Source organism: Ruegeria sp. HKCCSP351 (assembly GCF_017872535.1).
Lineage (GTDB): Bacteria > Pseudomonadota > Alphaproteobacteria > Rhodobacterales > Rhodobacteraceae > Ruegeria.
In genome coordinates, this window is record NZ_JAEDOV010000002.1 from 184,439 (window position 1) to 202,578 (window position 18,140).

The 18,140-nt window shown below is 57.9% G+C and carries 18 protein-coding genes and 1 pseudogene; 8 read left to right on the forward strand and 11 right to left on the reverse strand.

What is annotated here, in order from left to right; all coding sequences use genetic code 11:
• Positions 1-165 precede the first annotated feature (165 nt).
• Genes I9182_RS05075 through I9182_RS05110 form a run of 8 tightly spaced genes read left to right on the forward strand, consistent with a single transcriptional unit; the run spans position 166 to position 6,843 of the window.
• Positions 166-1,221 (forward strand): lytic transglycosylase domain-containing protein, encoded by a 1,056-nt coding sequence (locus I9182_RS05075; protein ID WP_348540387.1) that lies wholly within the window; start codon positions 166-168, stop codon positions 1,219-1,221.
• The gene (locus tag I9182_RS05080) at positions 1,218-1,997 is read left to right on the forward strand and encodes a type IV secretion system protein (protein WP_209596957.1); all 780 of its coding nucleotides are present in this window, start codon (positions 1,218-1,220) and stop codon (positions 1,995-1,997) included. Before I9182_RS05075 ends, I9182_RS05080 begins: the two co-directional genes overlap by 4 nt.
• A gap of 4 nt (positions 1,998-2,001) precedes the next feature.
• Positions 2,002-2,652, forward strand: a complete 651-nt coding sequence (locus I9182_RS05085; protein ID WP_209596959.1) for a type IV secretion system protein — start codon at positions 2,002-2,004, stop codon at positions 2,650-2,652.
• Between the two features lie 3 nt (positions 2,653-2,655).
• Positions 2,656-3,351, forward strand: a complete 696-nt coding sequence (locus I9182_RS05090) for a TrbG/VirB9 family P-type conjugative transfer protein (protein ID WP_209596961.1) — start codon at positions 2,656-2,658, stop codon at positions 3,349-3,351.
• Entirely contained in the window at positions 3,344-4,657 is a 1,314-nt protein-coding gene (locus I9182_RS05095) for a TrbI/VirB10 family protein (protein WP_209596963.1), read from the forward strand. Before I9182_RS05090 ends, I9182_RS05095 begins: the two co-directional genes overlap by 8 nt.
• A gap of 2 nt (positions 4,658-4,659) precedes the next feature.
• A complete protein-coding gene (locus I9182_RS05100) occupies positions 4,660-5,655 on the forward strand; it encodes an ATPase, T2SS/T4P/T4SS family (RefSeq protein WP_209596965.1) in 996 nt (331 codons plus the stop codon).
• Positions 5,648-5,824 carry a DUF4177 domain-containing protein gene (locus I9182_RS05105; RefSeq protein ID WP_209596966.1) on the forward strand — a complete coding sequence of 59 codons (177 nt, stop codon included), beginning with the start codon at positions 5,648-5,650 and terminating at the stop codon, positions 5,822-5,824. Before I9182_RS05100 ends, I9182_RS05105 begins: the two co-directional genes overlap by 8 nt.
• Before the next feature lie 20 nt (positions 5,825-5,844).
• Positions 5,845-6,843 (forward strand): type IV secretion system protein, encoded by a 999-nt coding sequence (locus I9182_RS05110; RefSeq protein ID WP_209596968.1) that lies wholly within the window; start codon positions 5,845-5,847, stop codon positions 6,841-6,843.
• A gap of 115 nt (positions 6,844-6,958) precedes the next feature.
• On the opposite strand, the gene I9182_RS05115 is transcribed toward I9182_RS05110, so the two are convergent.
• From I9182_RS05115 to I9182_RS05165, 11 genes and pseudogenes are all read right to left on the reverse strand, one after another.
• Complete coding sequence (locus tag I9182_RS05115; protein WP_209596970.1) at positions 6,959-7,645, reverse strand: hypothetical protein; 687 nt, start codon at positions 7,643-7,645, stop codon at positions 6,959-6,961.
• Positions 7,642-8,067 carry a hypothetical protein gene (locus I9182_RS05120; protein WP_209596972.1) on the reverse strand — a complete coding sequence of 142 codons (426 nt, stop codon included), beginning with the start codon at positions 8,065-8,067 and terminating at the stop codon, positions 7,642-7,644. The genes I9182_RS05115 and I9182_RS05120 overlap by 4 nt, the downstream gene beginning before the upstream one ends.
• Positions 8,068-8,104: 37 nt before the next feature.
• Positions 8,105-10,825, reverse strand: coding sequence for a TrlF family AAA-like ATPase (locus I9182_RS05125; RefSeq protein WP_209596974.1), 2,721 nt, complete (start codon positions 10,823-10,825; stop codon positions 8,105-8,107).
• A gap of 165 nt (positions 10,826-10,990) precedes the next feature.
• Complete coding sequence (locus I9182_RS05130; RefSeq protein WP_209597567.1) at positions 10,991-12,883, reverse strand: type IV secretory system conjugative DNA transfer family protein; 1,893 nt, start codon at positions 12,881-12,883, stop codon at positions 10,991-10,993.
• Positions 12,876-14,684, reverse strand: coding sequence for a relaxase/mobilization nuclease domain-containing protein (locus I9182_RS05135; RefSeq protein WP_209596976.1), 1,809 nt, complete (start codon positions 14,682-14,684; stop codon positions 12,876-12,878). The genes I9182_RS05130 and I9182_RS05135 overlap by 8 nt, the downstream gene beginning before the upstream one ends.
• The gene (locus tag I9182_RS05140; protein ID WP_209596978.1) at positions 14,671-15,261 is read right to left on the reverse strand and encodes a hypothetical protein; all 591 of its coding nucleotides are present in this window, start codon (positions 15,259-15,261) and stop codon (positions 14,671-14,673) included. The genes I9182_RS05135 and I9182_RS05140 overlap by 14 nt, the downstream gene beginning before the upstream one ends.
• A 174-nt stretch (positions 15,262-15,435) precedes the next feature.
• Positions 15,436-15,717, reverse strand: coding sequence for a hypothetical protein (locus tag I9182_RS05145; RefSeq protein WP_209596980.1), 282 nt, complete (start codon positions 15,715-15,717; stop codon positions 15,436-15,438).
• Between the two features lie 22 nt (positions 15,718-15,739).
• Positions 15,740-15,928: pseudogene (locus I9182_RS05150) on the reverse strand (hypothetical protein); the annotation flags it as partial.
• Positions 15,925-16,128: a hypothetical protein gene (locus I9182_RS05155; RefSeq protein WP_209596982.1), complete on the reverse strand. Its 204-nt coding sequence runs from the start codon at positions 16,126-16,128 to the stop codon at positions 15,925-15,927. The pseudogene I9182_RS05150 and the gene I9182_RS05155, both read right to left, overlap by 4 nt.
• Entirely contained in the window at positions 16,125-16,433 is a 309-nt protein-coding gene (locus I9182_RS05160; protein WP_209596983.1) for a hypothetical protein, read from the reverse strand. Before I9182_RS05160 ends, I9182_RS05155 begins: the two co-directional genes overlap by 4 nt.
• A 623-nt stretch (positions 16,434-17,056) precedes the next feature.
• A complete protein-coding gene (locus tag I9182_RS05165) occupies positions 17,057-17,935 on the reverse strand; it encodes a zincin-like metallopeptidase domain-containing protein (protein WP_209596985.1) in 879 nt (292 codons plus the stop codon).
• Positions 17,936-18,140: the final 205 nt, after the last annotated feature.

Below are 18,140 nucleotides of genomic sequence, written 5' to 3' on the forward strand. Positions count from 1 at the left end.
GCTTCAACTCTTTTGCCGAGGTCAGCCGCAGTAACTGCAATTTCGAGCTGCTCGGACCGATTGGTGGTCTCAGTGAGTAAGTACCGCCTGCATATCTTTGCAGGCTTGGTGTCGCTCGCCGCGCCAGTGGCCTTTGCCCAGGGCGTGCCCACATTTGATGCGGGCATGTTTTTGCAGCGCGAGCGCGTCTTGCAGCAAGGTGAACAAGATCTGGCGCTGCAGCGGGATCGGTTAACCAAAGAGGAAGAGCTTGAAGAGCTCGAGCAAGAACAACTCCAGGCGCTGGAAGACATCCTCAATGCCACGACGTTGGCCAGCGGGAACTCAGGCTCACTGGTCGCAAGCCTGGAAGCTGGTTCATCGCCTGAAAGCGCCGCTGACATGCTCTATGGTTCGGTCGATCCGAACCCCGGCGCGGGCCAGATGTTCGGCGATGCCTCGGGATCAATTGAAGAGCTGATCATTCGCGCTTCTCAGGAAACGCATCATATGTCCGGCGTGCGCGCTGCCGGTCTATCGCCCAAACAATGGCGCTGCTTGTTGCAGGCGCTGATCTGGCAGGAAAGCCGCTTCACCATCGGCGCGCGCTCGCCCGTTGGAGCATTCGGCCTGACCCAGATCATGCCCGGTACGGCGCAGGATCTCGGGATTTATCCCGCCTATTATGAAAATCCCTATATCCAGGTCACGGGCGGCGCGCGCTATCTGGCGCAGATGCTGGCCATGTTTGATGGCAACATCATTCACGGGCTGGCCGCCTACAATGCCGGTCCCGGCAATGTGCAGCGCTACGGCGGTGTGCCGCCATTCGCTGAAACCCAACACTACGTTCAAGTGATCCCCGAGCGTTTTAATCTCTACCTCGTCCGCGTGGGCGGCGTCGACGCGCTTGGCACCATTGATCCAGTTTTGCTCGCCAACTCCACAATGAGCCTGACCTCATTCGGCGCAGGGGTCTATGGCGATTACTCCTTGGTCTCCGTGCAAGCGGCCGCGTTGCGCGTGCAGGACATCATCAGGCGCATTGGCGAGACAGATGACATTCACGCTGCCATATCGCTCAACACCTATGCGCGGGCCGAACTCGCCCGCTTGATCGCCATCCGCACGCGCCTCAAGGCCGCCCACACCCGCCCCCTCAGCGCGGCAGAGCTGGCCATGGCGGCCGCTCAGGCGCGCGAACAAGACTTCATGCAATTTGATCTGGAGGCACTCCGATGATCCGCTTTTTTTCCACCGTAGCCACTTGCGCGTTGCTGGTTGCCTCACCCCTGTCTGCCCAAGGCGTTCCCACGGTCGACACACGCAACATCGCCCAGGAAATTCGTCAGCTGCAGCAGATGCTTGAAGATTTCGGGATCCAGACCGACCAACTCGACACGCTTCTCGAGCAGCTCGATCTGGTGCAGCAGCAACTCGACACGCTCAATGAGACCTACGCCGCGCTGACCGGCGCGACGGACATCATTGAAATGGCCATGGGTGGCGATCTCGACGGGCTTCTCGATCAGGAATTCGGCGATCTTCTGGGCACCATCAGGCAAATCCAGAGCGGCGATTACAGCGGCCTGATCGGTAATGCCGCCCCTCAGATGGAGGGCCGCATGACGCAAGCCTTGGAGGACGCAGGCTTTGACCAAGACAGCCTGTCCGACATGGCGAGCAGCGGCAATCCGGGGGCGGAGCGCATTGCCAGTCAGGCGGGTACTGGGGCGGTGATGTCAGCGGCCGCTGAGAACAGCTATGAAGAAGCCGCGCAATCCCTAGAACGGGTCGAACAGCTGGTCTCGCTAATCCCGGACATGGAAACGCTCAAGGAAGCCGTCGATCACAACACCCGTGTCACAGCCGAGCTGGCTATTGCCATGACGCGCATGTGGGAGCTCGAAGCCATCCAGACTGTCGGCGCGGGCCAATCTGGCGTTGTGGATGCCGCCACGCTGGCTGAAGAGCGCCGATACATGGACTTCACCCTGCCAGACTTGCGCGCGGACTGATCCCATGAATAGTGAGGCAGAAATCATCGAAGAAGAGCTCGTCTACGGCGCACGCCGACGCGAGCTCATGTGGCAGAAGCTGGGGCTGACAAGCATAGCGTTTGGCATGGCAGGTTGCCTCGCCGCCGCCCTCGTGGCCCTGTTCGACGTGGACCCGCCGCCCATGATCGTGCCCTTTGATAGCGAAACCGGCATGGCCCTCCCCAATGCCGTGGTTGAAGCGGTCTCACTCACGGAACGCCCCGCTATCATCGAGGCACAGGTCTACCGCTATGTCATTGATCGAGAGACCTACAATCAGCTCGACAATGATGTGCGGGTGCGGCGGGTCCTGGACCAGTCGGATGGTGCGGCAGCTGCAGGACTGCGCGCGCTTTGGACCAGCGGCCATGAGGCCTATCCGCCAGACAGCTACGGCACAGATGCGCGGCTTGATGTCGAGGTGCTTTCGATCACCCATATCAGCGCCAACCGTGCCCAGGTACGTCTGCGCAAGCGGCTTAACTCGCCGCGCGGCACTCAAAACGGGTTCTTCACCGCAACGCTGATGTTTGAGTTTCGGCCCGAGAATAGCCGATCGATCGACGATGTCTGGCAGAACCCTTTCGGCTTCACCGTCACAGAATACGCGATCCGCTCGGATCGTTTGGAGTAACCAATGCGCCGCCTGTTCCTGATCCTCGCTTTTATTATTCCGCTTGCTGGCACCGCCTATGCCGAAACGCAGCCGCGCCAAGGCCCCTTTGATGCCCGCGTCCGGCTGGCCACCTATCAGGATGGGCAGGTCTATCGCATCCGCACCAGCCTGACCCATGTGACCAGCATTGAGTTTGGCCAGAGCGAGACCATCCGCTCGATCATTGCGGGCGACACTGAAGGGTTCCTTTTGGACGGCGTACCCGGTGGCCAGGCATTCGCGATCAAGCCGGTTTCGCGCGGCGCGCATACCAACATCACCGTCTACACCAACCGGCACAGCTATTATTTCAACGTCACTGAGGCGAGCTCTCCGACGTTCTATGTCATCCGCTTCACCTATCCAGAGGCTGCCCCTCGACAATCGCGAGTGGCAGCGAACGCGCCAGCAAACCACGCCTATGGCGTCAGCGCACGATCCGAGATCACCCCACGTGAAATCTGGGACGACGGCACCTTCACCTATTTCCGCTTCGCCACAAACGCGCCGGTGCCCGCGATCTTTCGCTGGTCCGGTGGCAACGAACGCAGCGTGAATGCGCTCGCAAGGCCAGACGGCGTGATCCGTGTCTCAGGTGTAAGCGATCGATGGGTTCTCAGGCTCGGTGAGGACGAGGTCTGCGTTCAAGACATGAGCGAGTCAAGTCGAGATGAGTGAAACATCTGAGCTTAAGAAACGCCTCGAAGCACTTGAAGGAAAAGCGCAAAACCCAAGGGCGCGGCCGTCCGCTGTCACTATCGCACTCGGCATTGCGGCAATCGCTGCCCTTGGTAGTCTCATGCTGTTGTTCTCTGGCGGCTCTGAACCCGAAAGCCTCGAGACCGCCTCCCCAGATGAATTCCAAGCGGCGGGACCGGGCTTTGGTGCGCTCGAGCCCACGCCTGCACCGATTGACACAACCCCGCCGCCGGAGCCGGAACCAAACAGCGAAACAGAAGAGCTGCGCGCGCAAATGGACGCCATGCGGCGCGAGCTTGAAGCACTGCGCAACGCGCCAGCACCTGAGGCCCCTGCCGTCGACACGGAGGCGCTGGATACTTTGGGTGCAGAGATCGATGCCCTGCGCAGCGAGGCAGCTGCAACGCAAACCGCCTTGCGCGAAGAACTGGAAGAACGTGCGCGGCAAATCCAGCGATTGCAGAACGATCTAGAGCTTGCACGCTTGGAAACGCCGCGCACGCCCGCACCAACCGGCCCCACGGCCGAGGAGCTGCGCCTTCAGGAACTCGAGCGGCGGCGGCAAGCCGAACTTGAGGAACTCCAAGCCCGCATCGCCAGCCCAATCATCGCCTTTGGCGGCAGTGGAAGCAGCAACAACGAAACCGCCACGCAGCAACGGCGCCTTGATGGCGACACAGACTTCGTCCACAATGGTGCTGAACCCGCTGAGGTGACGCAAGCCCAAGTGATCGTGAACCCGTCAAACACGGTTGTTCAGGGCACGATGATCCAGGCTGTGCTCGAGACAGCGATCGACAGCTCGCTCGCCGGTCAGGTCCGCGCATTGGTTTCTGAAGATGTCCATGCTTACGACGGCTCACGGATCCTGATCCCGCGCGGCGCACGACTGATCGGGCGCTATCAATCTGGCCTCGATATCGCACAACAACGCGTGACGATCGCTTGGGACAGGATCATTCTGCCCAGCAACCAGACCGTAGAAATCAGCGCCTTCGGTGGTGATGAACTGGGGCGCTCCGGCACAACCGGCTTTGTCGACAGCCGTTTTGGCACGCGGTTCGGGTCCGCCGCCCTAATATCGCTGATCGGAGCCTTGCCCGCCGTGGCGGCCCAAAACACCGAAGATGAGATCGCCTCGGATGTGCTCGAGGGCATTGGCGAAGATCTGCAAGACAGCGCGCAAAGCGTGATTGGCGAATTTCTCTCCGTCTCGCCCGTGATTTATGTCGACCAAGGTGCCCGCGTCACCGTGATGGTCGACCGCGATCTGGAGATTTTTTGACCATGGCGGCCAGCTATCTGCAAAGCTCGATGGACAAGATCCCCGAGGCGCGTGACCCCAAGCTGATCGAGCTTTGCATCAACCCCGACGGCACGCTGTGGGCCGAGTTTCAGGGGGATCACTTCATGCGGAAAGTCAATCGACAGCTCTCGGCGAATGAGATCAAGGACCTGGGAAATCAGATTGCCTCCGCCGCGAACACCACGCTCAGCCGAACGAAGCCCATCGTCTCGGTCAGCATCACCTACCGAGACCGCCCAATCCGGGCGCAAGTCATCCAGCCCCCCGCCGTTGATGGCGGTTACGCGATTTCTCTGCGGTTCTTCGCGGACCTGCCATTGGACCAGATCAAACTGTCCTTTCTCTTCGGCAAAGAACGCAGCAACGAGGGGGCAAGGCGCAAGCGCAACGCCGAGCTGCGCGATGTCGTGGCCACCGGCGACATAGACGCCGCGATCAAGTTCTGTGTGACGCACAAGCTCAACATGATCGTCTCAGGCGGAACCTCCACCGGCAAGACCGTCACGGCGCGAAAAATCCTCTCCTTCGTGCCCGCCGACGAGCGTATCGTCACGATCGAAGAGGCCGCAGAGCTGCGTCCGACGCAGCCCAATGTCGTCACGTTGATGTCTGACCGCGATGAGGCCACGCGCAGCGCTGATGTCCTTCTGACCTCCACCCTGCGCATGCGCCCGGACCGCATCGTCCTCGGCGAAGTGCGCGGCAAAGAGGCCATGACCTTCCTTGAGGCGATCAACACCGGCCATGGTGGCTCACTCACCACGCTCCATGCTGAAACCCCTCAGCTGGCCGTGCAGCGCCTGGCCATCGCCGCCCTGAAAACCGACGTGCCCATGACCTACCAAGACATGAACGACTACATCACCCGCTCGATCGATGTGATCATCCAAGCCGGTCGCCATGAAGGCGCACGCGGCATCACCGAATTCTACCTGCCAGTTGATCCGGCCCATTCAAAGGAAACAGCCCATGTTTGAATACAAGATTGAACAGATCAACACCGCCAAGACAAAGCCGCCAAAGATCGAAGCGCAGCTGACCGTTCTTGGCCAAGACGGCTGGGAGCTGGTCTCAGTGGTACCGGATTTCGACGGCGAACACATCCTGAAGGCCTTCTTGAAGCGGCGCACCGGCTCGAGCGCCTAAACCTAACCTAGGAGGATCCCATGGGCGTTGTCACCTGGATGGTAGAGACAACCGACAACTTTCTGGATGACGCAGCCCAAACCACCTTTGGCAACGTCGCCGGTCAGCTAGGCGGCGTCATTGCCGTAGCCTCGACGCTCGCGGTGATCGGCGTCTTCCTCAACATGGTTTTTCAATACAAATCCATGGATGGGCGGACTGCCGTCTGGTTCGCACTCAAACTCATGCTCGTCTCGCTGTTTGCCATGAACTGGGTCCAATTCAACGTGGTCGCAAGCGCGCTGATAAATGGCCTCGACCAGCTCGCGGGCGGCATGGTGGCAGGGCTTGGCGGGGGCGGTGCCGGTGCATCCTACTTTGCCGAGGCCTTCGACGATCTCATCGAGGAATTTGGCGACTACCTGAACGCGGCCGGTGACAACATGCATTGGATGGCCGGAGCCCTCATCGGCGCGATTGGTGCGTTCCTTTTGGGTGTCATCGGCGCGCTCTGCGGCCTTGTCCTGATCTTCGCGAAGATCATGCTGGCGTTCATGATCGGCATCGCCCCAATCATGATCGCGCTGTCGCTGTTCGACGTCAGCAAGGACTATTTCCACCGCTGGCTGTCCAGCACTGTGTCCTACGCGCTCTACCCCCTCGTGATCGCTGGCCTGTTTTCTACCGTCGTCGGAATGTCACGCTCACTGATGACCGAACTCGGAGATCCCTCTGGCGCAAGCAACATCGGCGCGCTGGTGCCCTTCTTCATGATGATGTTCCTCGCAGGCGGCATGATAATCGCTACCCCGCTGATCGTGCGTTCAATCTCCGGCAACTTCATGATGGCCGGGCCGCCGAGCATTCCTGGACCGAGCGGGTTCGCCAAGGGCTTGATCGGCACTAAGGGATCGCGGGCTCGCGCGCGGTTTGGGACCAGGTCAAACGCCGAGATCGCGGGGTCGGGAATACGGCAGGCAGGCGGTGCGACTGTCTCGATGGTTCAGCGGGTGGCGGAACGGGCGAAGCGGCTGAAATAGGAATTTTCGGCCCTGAGCCGCTATTTATGGCTTCGTCTGTTGCTGCGGTCCAGCTACTGTAAAGTCAACTTTTCCGTTTGCTCCTGTTCCTTTGCCGGCTGCTGGACTTCCGCGGCTATGGTTGCCAGTGCTTAAATTCGATTGAGAAGAACCCTGGGCTGCCAGCATAATCATCTCCGGATTGGTCTATGTAACTTAGCCAGTACAAAGATGCTGGGTCGGCATTTACGAACGGGCTGTAGCCCACAATGTGCGTAGCTGGCCCAAACGCCCTATCCAATTCATTAGTAGTTGGCTGGCTAAGTAGTGAAAGCTCCCGCCTAATGCCAAGAACCTGTTTCACGATACCCTTTTCGAACTTGGCATTAGACTTGCACTCAACGCCCAAAACCACGTCGCTATGCTGTGGCATGTCCCCATCATGAACACTTGGATCAATCAGTACCAAGTCGATCTCGTGGTATCCACTTTTTCCAATCCACCCCCCAATCATTGATGCGCCTAGTGTTTGGACTTGGATATCAGTGTGAAGTTCTAACAACTTGCCGTGCTTGGCCACTACGAAGTAAGATCTAGAACGATCGATGTTGCCTGGACTGGCTTTGAAATTCACCACGGTCCCGTTTGCAAGCCGAATGCTCACACCATAAGTGGATCGGAGCCATTCCAGCGTTCTAGCCAAACAATAAAGTTCATAGATCTTTCCGCCTTTTGACTTTACCAACGTCGCCTTCATGCACGCTTTATGTTTAGTGAAAAATGTAGAGATGGCCTTCTTGGCTTTGGCTTGATCCAACGTCATTCAAAATCCTCGCCATCAGCACTGCCTGAGCTATCGGCCTCCAATAACTGCCCGATCAAGTTCCTCAGGTCCTTCATAGCAGAGGGGATACGTGGGTCACCTCGGAGCATTTCTTCATGATCACGCCCTTCAACGTCGATGTCGTCCCTGTCATTAATCAAGATAGCACCGTCCAGTCCTTTGCTATCACTGTTCTCTCGGATCATATTCAACGCCAGATCTACCGTGTCAGACGAATGGATTGCCATGTGCCGGTCCAAGGCTTCAAGCATCAGGATTGACAGTTTCCGAGCGCCAAATGATCGACGTGCTTCGTGGGTCTCTTCTTCATAGCCAGAGAGTTCTGCTATTGAATGAAGGCCAATTTCTCGCAGTTCTGCTTGAATGTGGCGAAGTATCTCCAACCAGTCTTCTTCGTCCATAAAATCACCATTTCAGCCGTGTTCAATTCAGCATAAGCTAAAAGCCATATTTTCTTCGACGGGTCGAAAACGCCTGCTCGCCGCCTTCCAAAAGCTCCTTTATCAGCTCCTGGACTTCTTCCTTGTCGATCGAACCGCACAGCTTTTGATCGATCTTCGTCCGATCTTCGCCATCTTCTACGACTGGCGTGAGACCAATGATCTGATCAGCGTCGCCCAAAACCGGGATGTTTGGATTGTGGCTTGAAAACAAGAACTGGCGTTGCTTCTTGGCGACGCGCATTTTCTCGACTACATGCCCTGCAATGAACTGGTTATCGAGGTCGTCTTCGGGTTGATCGATGATCAGAGGGGCATCAGACTCCAGAAGCAACAGCATCAGAACTGCCGTTGCCTTTTGACCGGCAGATAGGCGGTCGAGTTCCTTCCAGTTCTCGGCCCCGTCTCGACCAACGTTGAGTTCAATAACGGCCTCCGGCGGTATCCGCGTTTCTTCCACCAGCAACGCCAGTGTTTCGCCTGCAGCGGCGATCTTCTGAGAGGATGAATCGGTGAACCCGAATTCATCGCTGAGCGCTTGAGCACCCTTACGGATCGTCGCGGCCAGTTTCGAAGGTAGTAGGTCCTCAAGCTCTTGCAGCTTCGTCAGGGCTTGACTGATCTGCCCTTCAGTTCCATCCCGCAAAACCTGTTCCAGTGGCCCCAAATCGGAGCTGGGGCGAACACTTGCCCGAACCGTTCCTCTTAGCTTTTTGCTGACCTTCTTCGCGGCCTTCTCAAGGTCACGATAGGCTTTTCGGTCAGCTTTTTCCCATTCATCGACTATGCTCTGTCGCGCCTTTTGTTCGATCGCCAGTTCCGAAACTGCCTGATCCTTCTCCCCTTGCTTCGGTTCAAGTACAGCGACCTGATTTTTCACGGTCAGATAGGCGTCGGGATCGAAACCATCACCCTCCAGTTCTTTCTTGAGCGACTTATACGTCGCCTCAACAGCATCGGCCTTTGGCTGCCACTCAGATCGTATCGCAGCCAAATCGGCGGTTGCCTTTTTAGCCGCTATTGCTAGCACCTCTGCTGCTTGCACTTTGGCATCGTGCATATCCTGCGCAATCGCTTGGACATTGGCCAAGTCATCCCTGTGCGGGAGTTTTACCTCTTTTTCTGGCGGCAAAACGGTTGATGCGGATTCTCCGTCCGGCTTTAACGCGTCTCCCTCTTGTCCAAATCCAGTTATGGCGTTGGAGAAGTCGTCGAGTATTCGTTGTTCATGCTGGACAGATGCCTGTTCTTGCAGGCGGGTCGCAAGCTCGGTCTCTTCGAAGCGTTTGAGTTGTTCCTTGAGCCCCGGCAGAGCGGCCAGAGCAAGGTCCAATTCGGCGATCTTTTCGTCAAGATCCGTGATTTTCTTTCGAGAGGCTCGGAAGCGTTCCCTGATCCCATCCTCACTGACCGCCGCTTCGTTATCCGTACCGACAAAGCGCCCAAGCAGTTCGGCAAGCTGGCCTTTGTGCCTCGTGATCTCAGAAATCTCGTGTTGGCCGTAAACCTCCAAGTCAGAAATGATGTCACCGGGCTTCAGATCAGCCACGATTTCACCCGACTGATTTCTAACTCGGGCCTCCTGTTTGTAGGCGCGCTCAATCAGGTAGTAACCGGGCGACGGGCTTGGCGAAAAAATCAAGACCGAAACCGCTGAACGCGACCCCAATAGATGCTTGATCATCGATTCATGACTCTTCGCTGCATCCGCACCCAGCGGTGGTATGTCGAAGGCGAAGCGCAGGCTTTCAACGATTGTGGACTTGCCAGCACCACGACCGCCAATCATCACATTCAATCCAGCATTCAGCGCAACGTACTGTCCATCGAGTAGCCCGCCATCCCAAGTGACGGCGACAACTCGCGCGAAATCAGATGGCGCTTCGTCCGAGTTGAGCATGATCCGGCTTTCACCATCGAGAAAAGCCTGCCGCAAACCTTCTATCGAGACCTCTGTCATTTTGAGTAAGGTCGTATTGCCGGGTTTCGCGAAATCCCCCGGCGCTGAAACGTCAGATGCGTTGACAAAGCTGACGGGCCGGTCCCGTTTGTGCGCTCCATCTTTGTTGAAGCAAATTTGCCGGTATTCAGTAGGCACATCGCCAAGCGGTCCGGGGATAGCTGACGCCAAATGCAATGGCGACTTCCATGCATTCATGCGCGTCTGACCGGAGAGTTCTTTCAGCAAGCCACTGCTTTGGGTTACGTGCGCTGAAATTGTGATGCCGCCACGCTCATTAACAACTTCGAGAATTTCCTCGAATCCTTTGCGTGCAATGGGTGAAGGATCGTCGCGATTTCGAATATCGCAGGCACCCACATTCTCATTCATATCGGTGCCAGATGTTCCGGGTGGAAAGAGGCAAAGTATGTGTACACCTTCAGCGGAATTTGCTTCGAAGCCGGGGAAAACCGTGATCCCGGCCTCTTCCAACTTCGCTCTGAGGTTTTCGGAATCGTCAAAACGGAAGTGATCGGTAAGCGCGACCACATGCACACCATTTTCTTGGCATGCCTTGACCATCGCACCATTGTACTGATCTTCGTCTGTAAAACCATTCGTTTTGGAATGACGGCTTCCATAAGCGAACGGGTTCACCTGAAAGGCGCATTTCACGTATTGGCTGCCATCTGAGGAGGTCAATGCATCCTTGATGCCTTGTGGTGTTGCTCCGTGGGCAGCCAGTGTGGTCAGCATAGGATCTAAAAGCTTTTTCATTAAACAACTTTATTGCAACTGCTTAGCGGGAATGGGACACGCGATCGTTAATGAGGCATAAGCCCCATGCATGTAAAGGTTGCTTTCATAGATCAAAGCGAACGTCGGCTTTGACACATGAGCCTTTGTCGTGTTGCTCAAGTAGCGAACGACCGGAATTCGCCCTCATCCCCGAGCAGCCCGTTCCATGAACCTTTCCACCCTTTGAGTTCCAGCCTGATAATCCCCCAAACTGGCCTGATCACCTGACTGTGCATTTTGACTACCGGACGCCAATTCCTCAATCTCATCGCGCCGGTTCCCACCACCTTCAAAGGCATCAGCAGCAGCCCCTGTTGGCACCTCCAACGCCCCAATCTTCGCCTCCAACGCCTTGATCTGCCCTTGCAGCCCGCGCATCTGGTCACCAGCTGACGGATATGGCATATCGCCTGCCTGCTTGTCGAAGATCTGCTTAAAGAAGCTATCGTCATAGTATTTGATCCGCTTGGCGCGCACGGGCATTTGCGCGTCGACCACCAGAACGATGTCATCAAGATCCATGCGCCGCGCTTCATCCTCGGGTAGCAACGCAGTTTCCTCGGTCCGTTCGGACATGCTGCGCCCGGCGAAAGGGTTTCGGCCGACGGAACGCGAGCGGGTCACAACGCGCTTGGTTGTTTTGCCGACGGCTTTGCTGAGCTCTTCGATGGTCTTTTCATCTGAGGGGGTCAGATAGAGCTTGATGCCCGCGTTGCCCTGCAGGGCACGGCGGGCATTTTCGCCGTAAATTTCATCAAGTGCAGGGATGGTCTGGGTGACGATCGCGAGATCGGCGCGGTAGGAGCGCAGAGTTTCGATGCTGTCCAGAACGATGGGCATTTTGCCCAGGCGGTTGAACTCATCGAGCATGATCATCACAGGCCAAGGCTCGTCCTTGCCGGGTTCGTGGTCCTGTAACGATGCCAGTAAGTCTGAGAAGAACAAACGGATAAGTGGCGCAAGGGGTTTCACCATCAGCGGTTCCACCACCAGAAAGACCGAAAACGGCGATTTTCGGATGTCGCGGAAATCGAAGTCTGACGTTGCGGTCGCACGGTCGATGGCGGGGTTGGACCATTGTTTGAGGCCAGATGTCATCAAGAGCGACAGATAAGAGGTAAGCGTGTCGTTGTTGGTCGAGGCCATTCGCATGAAGATCAGCTTGGCGGCTGGATTGACCACTTCATCAGCGCGGCGGCGATACTCCTTCTGCTTGTCCCCGCCTGATGCGGTGATGCGGTAAATCTCGCCCAGGGTCGGTCGCTTGCGCTCGAACGCTAAAAGCCCTGCCGCCACGAATAGATCGATACCGCCGTCGAGAAGCCCTTGAACGCGGTCGTTATCTGCTTGCAGAAACAGGGAGGCCAGGAGCTGCAGCTCCATCTGCTGGCGGTCGACGTTTTCCAGCGCCGATATTCGCAGCAAGGGATTGTAGCGGTGCGAGCGACCATCCTTCCAATCTGTTGGCGCGAACCGGAACACCTTGTCGCCCTGCGCGGCCCTGTGGCGCGCCGTCGCATCGAAGTTTTCGCCCTTCACGTCGAGCACGACGGCACTGCCCTGATAAGTCAGAAGGTTCGGAATGACGAAACCCGTAGTCTTCCCGCGTCCGGTCGGGGCCACGATCAAAGCATGGGGAAAAACCTTGGACATGACAAAGGGTTTGCGGCTCTTGGGCTTGCCCATTTTTCCGAGCACAAAGCCGTGGCCAGGCTTGCCGAAGAAGCCGTTGCGCTTCATCTCAGACATGTGCTGCCAGTGAGTTTCACCAAACTTGGTCAGCGCGTCGTTCATCAACACAGCGCTGAGCAAAACACCAGCGCAGGTGCATACCCCGACGATCAAGTGAACGATCTGCATATCGTCGGGATGGGTTGTTCGAAGTACCCCATAGCTGCGCGCCAACATCAGGAAATCGATATCCGCCCCGACCCCGACCCAGCGGAACGTCAGAAAGGCCGACGCCAGAACATACCCCAGCACCGCGCCAAGAAGGGCAAAGCTCATGACGCCGAGTGCGATCCGCGCCTTACCCATGCGTCGCGCCCTTTTCGCCGTCGGCATCGACATGCCGCTCGCGTTGAACATCAATTTCTTCATTGGCGATCTCGTCTAGGACATGCTCCATCGCCACACTGTTCGTCAAAGCGGCATCGCTCTGCAGGTAGGCCTTAGCCGCATAGAGCCGGTCCAGGCGGTCTTCGATATGTTCCTCCAGCGCGGTCTCATCGCCAATTGCCAAGTCCGGGGTATTTTCTTCACCGGCCAGATCCTCCAGTTCGGCCCTCAAGGTCTCGCGCTCCAGATCGTTTCGGAATGGATCTGCGGTCGGATCATCTCTCAAACGGCTCAGGATGTCAGAGGTGGTCGGCGGCAACCCGTCGACTATGGCTTCCTCCCGGTCGGCCTCCACCGCCCCACTGTCCTTGAGAACTTCAGCATCGGCCAACATACAGCCCAGATCACTGTGCACCTGGTCAAGACGGTCGATCGCTTTCTCAAGCTCATCGGCGCGTGACAGGTCAAAGCCGTCCTTCTCGGCAATCGCCTTCAGATCCTGCCCAAGCCATTGCCGCTCCAGCGCGGCATTGCCCGCGCCGATTTCAACGCGGCGTGTCACCTCTTGCGCGTCAATTCCAGTGCCTTTCAAAGCCTGCTGAAGACGTTCGGTGAGCGCTGGATCCTGCAAAGCGCCTTGAGCCTCGGCATGAATGTTCGCGGCCGAATAGATCCCACTTTGGGACGCATCTTCGAGCAAGGTGTGGGACTGCGTCCCCATTGGACTGAGATGCGACAGTGAACGATAGATGTCGTTCAGCTCATGCTCCAGCGCTGCACGCCGCTCCACCGGGGCGTCAGCTACAATGCGCTCGGCTTGGTTGATCTTGTCGTGAAAGGCATCCACGACCTCATCAAACGAATACTGTTCTTCGGCCATGCCATATACCTTTCCATCTGCTTCAATCGGTTTTCCCTTCGCCAAGAGCGTCGCGGCCTTGTCCAGGGCTGCTGCAATGTCATGCTGGTTTTCGCGCGAAGCCTCGGCCGCCAAGCCGCGATAAAGCCGCGCGTTCTGCGCCACCTCAGCCAAGGCACGGTCAAGATCTGGCCCCACACGCTTGCGCTCAGCCAGCTTCTGGCCAGTGGCTTCCGCACGACGCTGGTCTGCATCGCTTGGCCTCTTCGTTGTGATCCCTCGCTCAAGCTTTCGGGTCGCCTCAAGCCGCACCCCATAGCGGTCCGACACTTCCACCATAGCCTCGCGAAAACTGTCGTAGTTGAAGTGGTGCCCTTCTTTCAGAAAGAAGAACTCGCCGTCCTTGCTGCGCCGGTTCAGAACGATGTGCGCGTGCGGATGATCCCGGTCCTCATGCACGGCAGCGATGTAGTCGAAGTGGCTGCCTTCGCCCTGAAAGAACCGCTCACAGATCTCGCGCGCGATCTCGGCAACATCCTCGCCGCGCGTGCCAATTGGGAAGGCCATCAACAGGTGCGAGGTATGTCCCAGCTTGGGATGGAAACCCTCATTCCATTGCGCTGAAAACCGGCGTGTGACCTGCTCGATCTCTTTGGCTGACAGAACGCTTTGGCCGTCATAGGTGCCACGGCTGTCGATGATATAGCTCGACTTGGTGGTCAGGTATTCCAACTGGTTGCGCAGCTGCGTCTTGTTGTGCGTGCCGCCATCGCGAATGGCTTTGAAGATCGCGGGCGAATGCCCCATCGCCGCCCGGGCCATTTGCTTGGTACGGGTACGCGGCACGCTTCCACGAATGCGGCTCCAGTCGCGATCGAAAAAGGCCTCCTGCGCGGCGGCAACAGCGCTATTCCGGGCCATCGGCAAAGCCTCCCAGAACGCGGGCAACCTCGCCGGACAGCACGCTTCGGCGGCGCTGCGCCATGTCCTGAACCTGGTCGGCGATATCGAAGATCAGCCCGGCCAAGGCGCGCACCTGGCTATGGGCAGAGTTGCCATAGGGCGGCGTCTTGCCGTGGCGCTTTGCCTCGTTCAGGCGCTGCGCGATCTGGTTGATGTTGTTGCCGGTGCGATTGAGCGAAGCCGATAACCCCTGCATCTGGTTGGCCAGTTCATCGTCAGGAACGAAGAGATCGTTCGACGCATGGATCAGCCGCCTCAACCCCTCCGCCCGGCTGTTGATATCATGCCGCGTCAGCACCGCATCAAAGCTCGCAAGCTCCTTTGACGTCAGCCGGACATTCACCAGTTCGGAGCGCACGCGCGCATCCAGCTTGCGGCTTTGATCGGCCTTCAATGTGTAAAAGATGCTGCGGGTCGTGACGCCGAATTCGCGGGCCAGATCCTCGATCGGCACCCCTTCGGCACGCTTGCGCACGATGGCAAAACGCTGGTTCTGCGTCAGTCGCTTGTGCCGTGGTGCGCGCGGTCGGCCCATGTGAAGTAATCACCCCTATTTCTTGCCAGCATCATACAGGCAGTCCTGTTATGGCATTTCGCCATAATTGATTCAATATTATAATATTGCATCAACTGCCTGTATTCCGTTTGGAGCAGCCATAGGCTGCGACCGCCGGGCAAAGCCCGGCCACATGCGCTAAGCATGGCACCACTAATCGTGGTTCCACGCCTCAGCATCGCCAAGCAATTGCAGCGCTATTGCGCGGGCCGCGCCTTCGGCGCTGGCATAGGTTTGATGATCGGGCAGCTCGTGCAGATCAAAGGGTTGTTGCGGGTCGTCCGGTGTCTCAACTCGGACGTAGATCGCCCAGCCATCGATCATTGCAGGATCATCACAATACTCCTGCCCGCCATCGGGCAGATTGCAAAACCCATGCAGATGCACGCTGGCGCGGCCCTCTCGGGCCGCCTGCTTGATGTCAGAATACTTCATGGCAAACCCCGCCGCCTTCATTGATGAAGAATTCGTCAGGCTTGCCGTTCAGGCGGGTGCCATCCCGACTGGTCAATCCGATAGCCGACCCATTCCGAGTGAATGTGATGAGATACTGCCCGAGGCGATCACGCGTCACGACATACCCGCTGTTGACCCAATGAACGCGGTTGCCCGCGTCCATTGCTGCTTTGATGTCTTCCAAGGTCATCGCAACGCCTCCTCAAGGATTGCGAGAGCCCCAAGACAATCGTCGATATAGGGCTGCTCCTCACCCTCCAGATCGTTCAGTTCCAGCCGGTTCAACGCCGCGTAGAGCGTGGCGCGCGCCTCGCGGGCAGCGCTTCGCAAGCTGACGGTGTCTTCCAGACGTGCCGTCGCAAAATCATCGCTGTGATAGTCTGGGGTCATCGGATTTCTCCCGCCTTGTGCTTCCAACGCGGAGCAATGTCTGTGAACGGCACCATGAAGGGCGGCAGCGCGTCAAAGCCGTTTGAGCTTTTGACCACCTTCACCTTGGCGCAATCATCCCTCACGCTGAGGATCTCGACACAGAACACGCCGCCCAAACCCGACGGAACAACGATCTCCCTCAGCTCGTGCCGATGCTTCCCGCAATAGACGCAGGTGCTATAAAGCCCGTCGATGATGTGACCGCCGATCGTGCGATCACAGTCGCAGGTCCAGAATTTCGGGGGCTGATATTTGTGAGCCATTTGTGGCCTCCTTTTGGGTGCTGCGGTTGGGGCTTGGCTCCCCTTCCGCCGATGGGCTGCACACCGGCCAATCTGATCTGACCGAATACGCATGTATTCGGCGGAACAGAGTGGGTGGGGGCACAGCCCGACCCACGGCCCAGGAGCGGCCAGTCAATGGGTCAACGCCAGCAACTGGTGCGGCCCGCAGCGCGCCCCGCGCGAGGACACGGGTTGCAGGCTTTGACGACGCGCACGCGCGGCGCTTGCCCATTGACGGGACGTGACAGGGATGTTGGGCGGACCAATCAAATTGAAAGAAGCCTGAAGGAGGTGAGCGGGCTGAAAGCCGGTCGATCCTCCGCACAGTCCGTTTCTCAGAGCGGCCCGTGCGCAGCAGCACGGGCCACAATTTCTCATCCCGTTCAAAATGCCTGCGCCCCGCCACATGAGGCGGGGCGCAGGTGCTCAAAGCTCAACACCGGGCTTCAAGTTGCCGTCTGGGTCCAGCCACGAACGGGCCTCGGCGCAATCCAAGCAAATACAGGTGCAACTGCCTTTCACGATGACCGGTGCGAGAAAGATAACTGGGTTTGACGCGCCGCATTTGCGGCACATCATTGGGGGTAGAATTGCGGGGCCACTCATGCTGCGGCCGCTTTCGATTGACCCGCGGCTGCTAGGACAAAATCGACTGCTTTCTGCGCCTCGGACGCCGCACGAAAAATCGCCCGCTTGTCCTCTTTGAGCGCTTTCAACCACCCTTCAACATAGGCGGCGCTTTGGTCGAATTCCGGCGCGACGCCAATCTGGGCACCAAGGAAACAAGCGCCGATTTCCGCCACCAGCTCTTCAAAGGCATAGGCCTCGCGGTTCGCAAATTTCTTGATCCGCTCAAGCCGCTTTTCGCTACCGGTCCAGTGGATTGATTCATGGGCAAGGGTCGCAAAATACCCTTTCGCACTAAGGAAGGTCGCCACCGGCGGCATATGGATGTGATCCTTGGCCGGGCTGTAATAGGCTCGCGGCTCATCGGTGGTCACGATCTCCGCACCCGTGCGAGCAAAAAACGCCTCAAGCTCGGGATCAACCTCAGTGCCAAGATCGCGCGGGGCCTCGGGGCGGATGTAGTACTCCTCCGGCAAACCTTCGATCTGATCCGCGTTGAAGACGCGGTATGTGCGCGCATAGGGCAGTTCTTCCTCAATGCCCAATTCGTTCTCTCGGGTGTACGTCCCGTATTTGACCACGGTCGACGACGTTTCACCTTTGCGGACCTGTCCACCCAGCTCCTGCGCCTGTTTGTAGGTCATCCAGCGGCTGGACACATAGCCATGCTTGGCCGCCATGACCCAGAGCATCAGGATATTAATCCCGCGATACTCCTCGCCGTTGTGTCGGGTCGGCAGGGCAATGCCGGACGCGCTCCCTGTCCACGGCTTGCGCCAAGGTGGCGTACCCGCCTCGATCTCTGCAATAATGGTGTCGGTGACATGGGCATATACATCAAACTTCGGTGCCATTTGTGGCCTCCTCGATCAAAGTGACGCGGCTGAGGCTTCGTGCCCCCTTCCGCCGATGGGCTGCGCCTCGGCCACCTGATCTGACCGAATACGCATGTATTCGGCGGAACAGAGTGGGAGAGGGCAAAGCCCGACCCATGGCCCTGAACGGGGCTGTCAATCGGCCACATTTGCGAAGAAAATGTCTGCGCCAAAATCCGACGCC

Excerpts from the sequence above, each read along its gene's own strand:
- I9182_RS05075 (WP_348540387.1), top strand. The coding sequence starts at position 166 with ATGTTTTTGCAGCGCGAGCGCGTCTTGCAGCAAGGTGAACAAGATCTG.
- I9182_RS05080 (WP_209596957.1), top strand. The coding sequence starts at position 1,218 with ATGATCCGCTTTTTTTCCACCGTAGCCACTTGCGCGTTGCTGGTTGCC.
- I9182_RS05085 (WP_209596959.1), top strand. The coding sequence starts at position 2,002 with ATGAATAGTGAGGCAGAAATCATCGAAGAAGAGCTCGTCTACGGCGCA.
- I9182_RS05090 (WP_209596961.1), top strand. The coding sequence starts at position 2,656 with ATGCGCCGCCTGTTCCTGATCCTCGCTTTTATTATTCCGCTTGCTGGC.
- I9182_RS05095 (WP_209596963.1), top strand. The coding sequence starts at position 3,344 with ATGAGTGAAACATCTGAGCTTAAGAAACGCCTCGAAGCACTTGAAGGA.
- I9182_RS05100 (WP_209596965.1), top strand. The coding sequence starts at position 4,660 with ATGGCGGCCAGCTATCTGCAAAGCTCGATGGACAAGATCCCCGAGGCG.
- I9182_RS05105 (WP_209596966.1), top strand. The coding sequence starts at position 5,648 with ATGTTTGAATACAAGATTGAACAGATCAACACCGCCAAGACAAAGCCG.
- I9182_RS05110 (WP_209596968.1), top strand. The coding sequence starts at position 5,845 with ATGGGCGTTGTCACCTGGATGGTAGAGACAACCGACAACTTTCTGGAT.
- I9182_RS05115 (WP_209596970.1), bottom strand. The coding sequence starts at position 7,645 with ATGACGTTGGATCAAGCCAAAGCCAAGAAGGCCATCTCTACATTTTTC.
- I9182_RS05120 (WP_209596972.1), bottom strand. The coding sequence starts at position 8,067 with ATGGACGAAGAAGACTGGTTGGAGATACTTCGCCACATTCAAGCAGAA.
- I9182_RS05125 (WP_209596974.1), bottom strand. The coding sequence starts at position 10,825 with ATGAAAAAGCTTTTAGATCCTATGCTGACCACACTGGCTGCCCACGGA.
- I9182_RS05130 (WP_209597567.1), bottom strand. The coding sequence starts at position 12,883 with ATGGGTAAGGCGCGGATCGCACTCGGCGTCATGAGCTTTGCCCTTCTT.
- I9182_RS05135 (WP_209596976.1), bottom strand. The coding sequence starts at position 14,684 with ATGGCCCGGAATAGCGCTGTTGCCGCCGCGCAGGAGGCCTTTTTCGAT.
- I9182_RS05140 (WP_209596978.1), bottom strand. The coding sequence starts at position 15,261 with ATGGGCCGACCGCGCGCACCACGGCACAAGCGACTGACGCAGAACCAG.
- I9182_RS05145 (WP_209596980.1), bottom strand. The coding sequence starts at position 15,717 with ATGAAGTATTCTGACATCAAGCAGGCGGCCCGAGAGGGCCGCGCCAGC.
- I9182_RS05155 (WP_209596982.1), bottom strand. The coding sequence starts at position 16,128 with ATGACCCCAGACTATCACAGCGATGATTTTGCGACGGCACGTCTGGAA.
- I9182_RS05160 (WP_209596983.1), bottom strand. The coding sequence starts at position 16,433 with ATGGCTCACAAATATCAGCCCCCGAAATTCTGGACCTGCGACTGTGAT.
- I9182_RS05165 (WP_209596985.1), bottom strand. The coding sequence starts at position 17,935 with ATGGCACCGAAGTTTGATGTATATGCCCATGTCACCGACACCATTATT.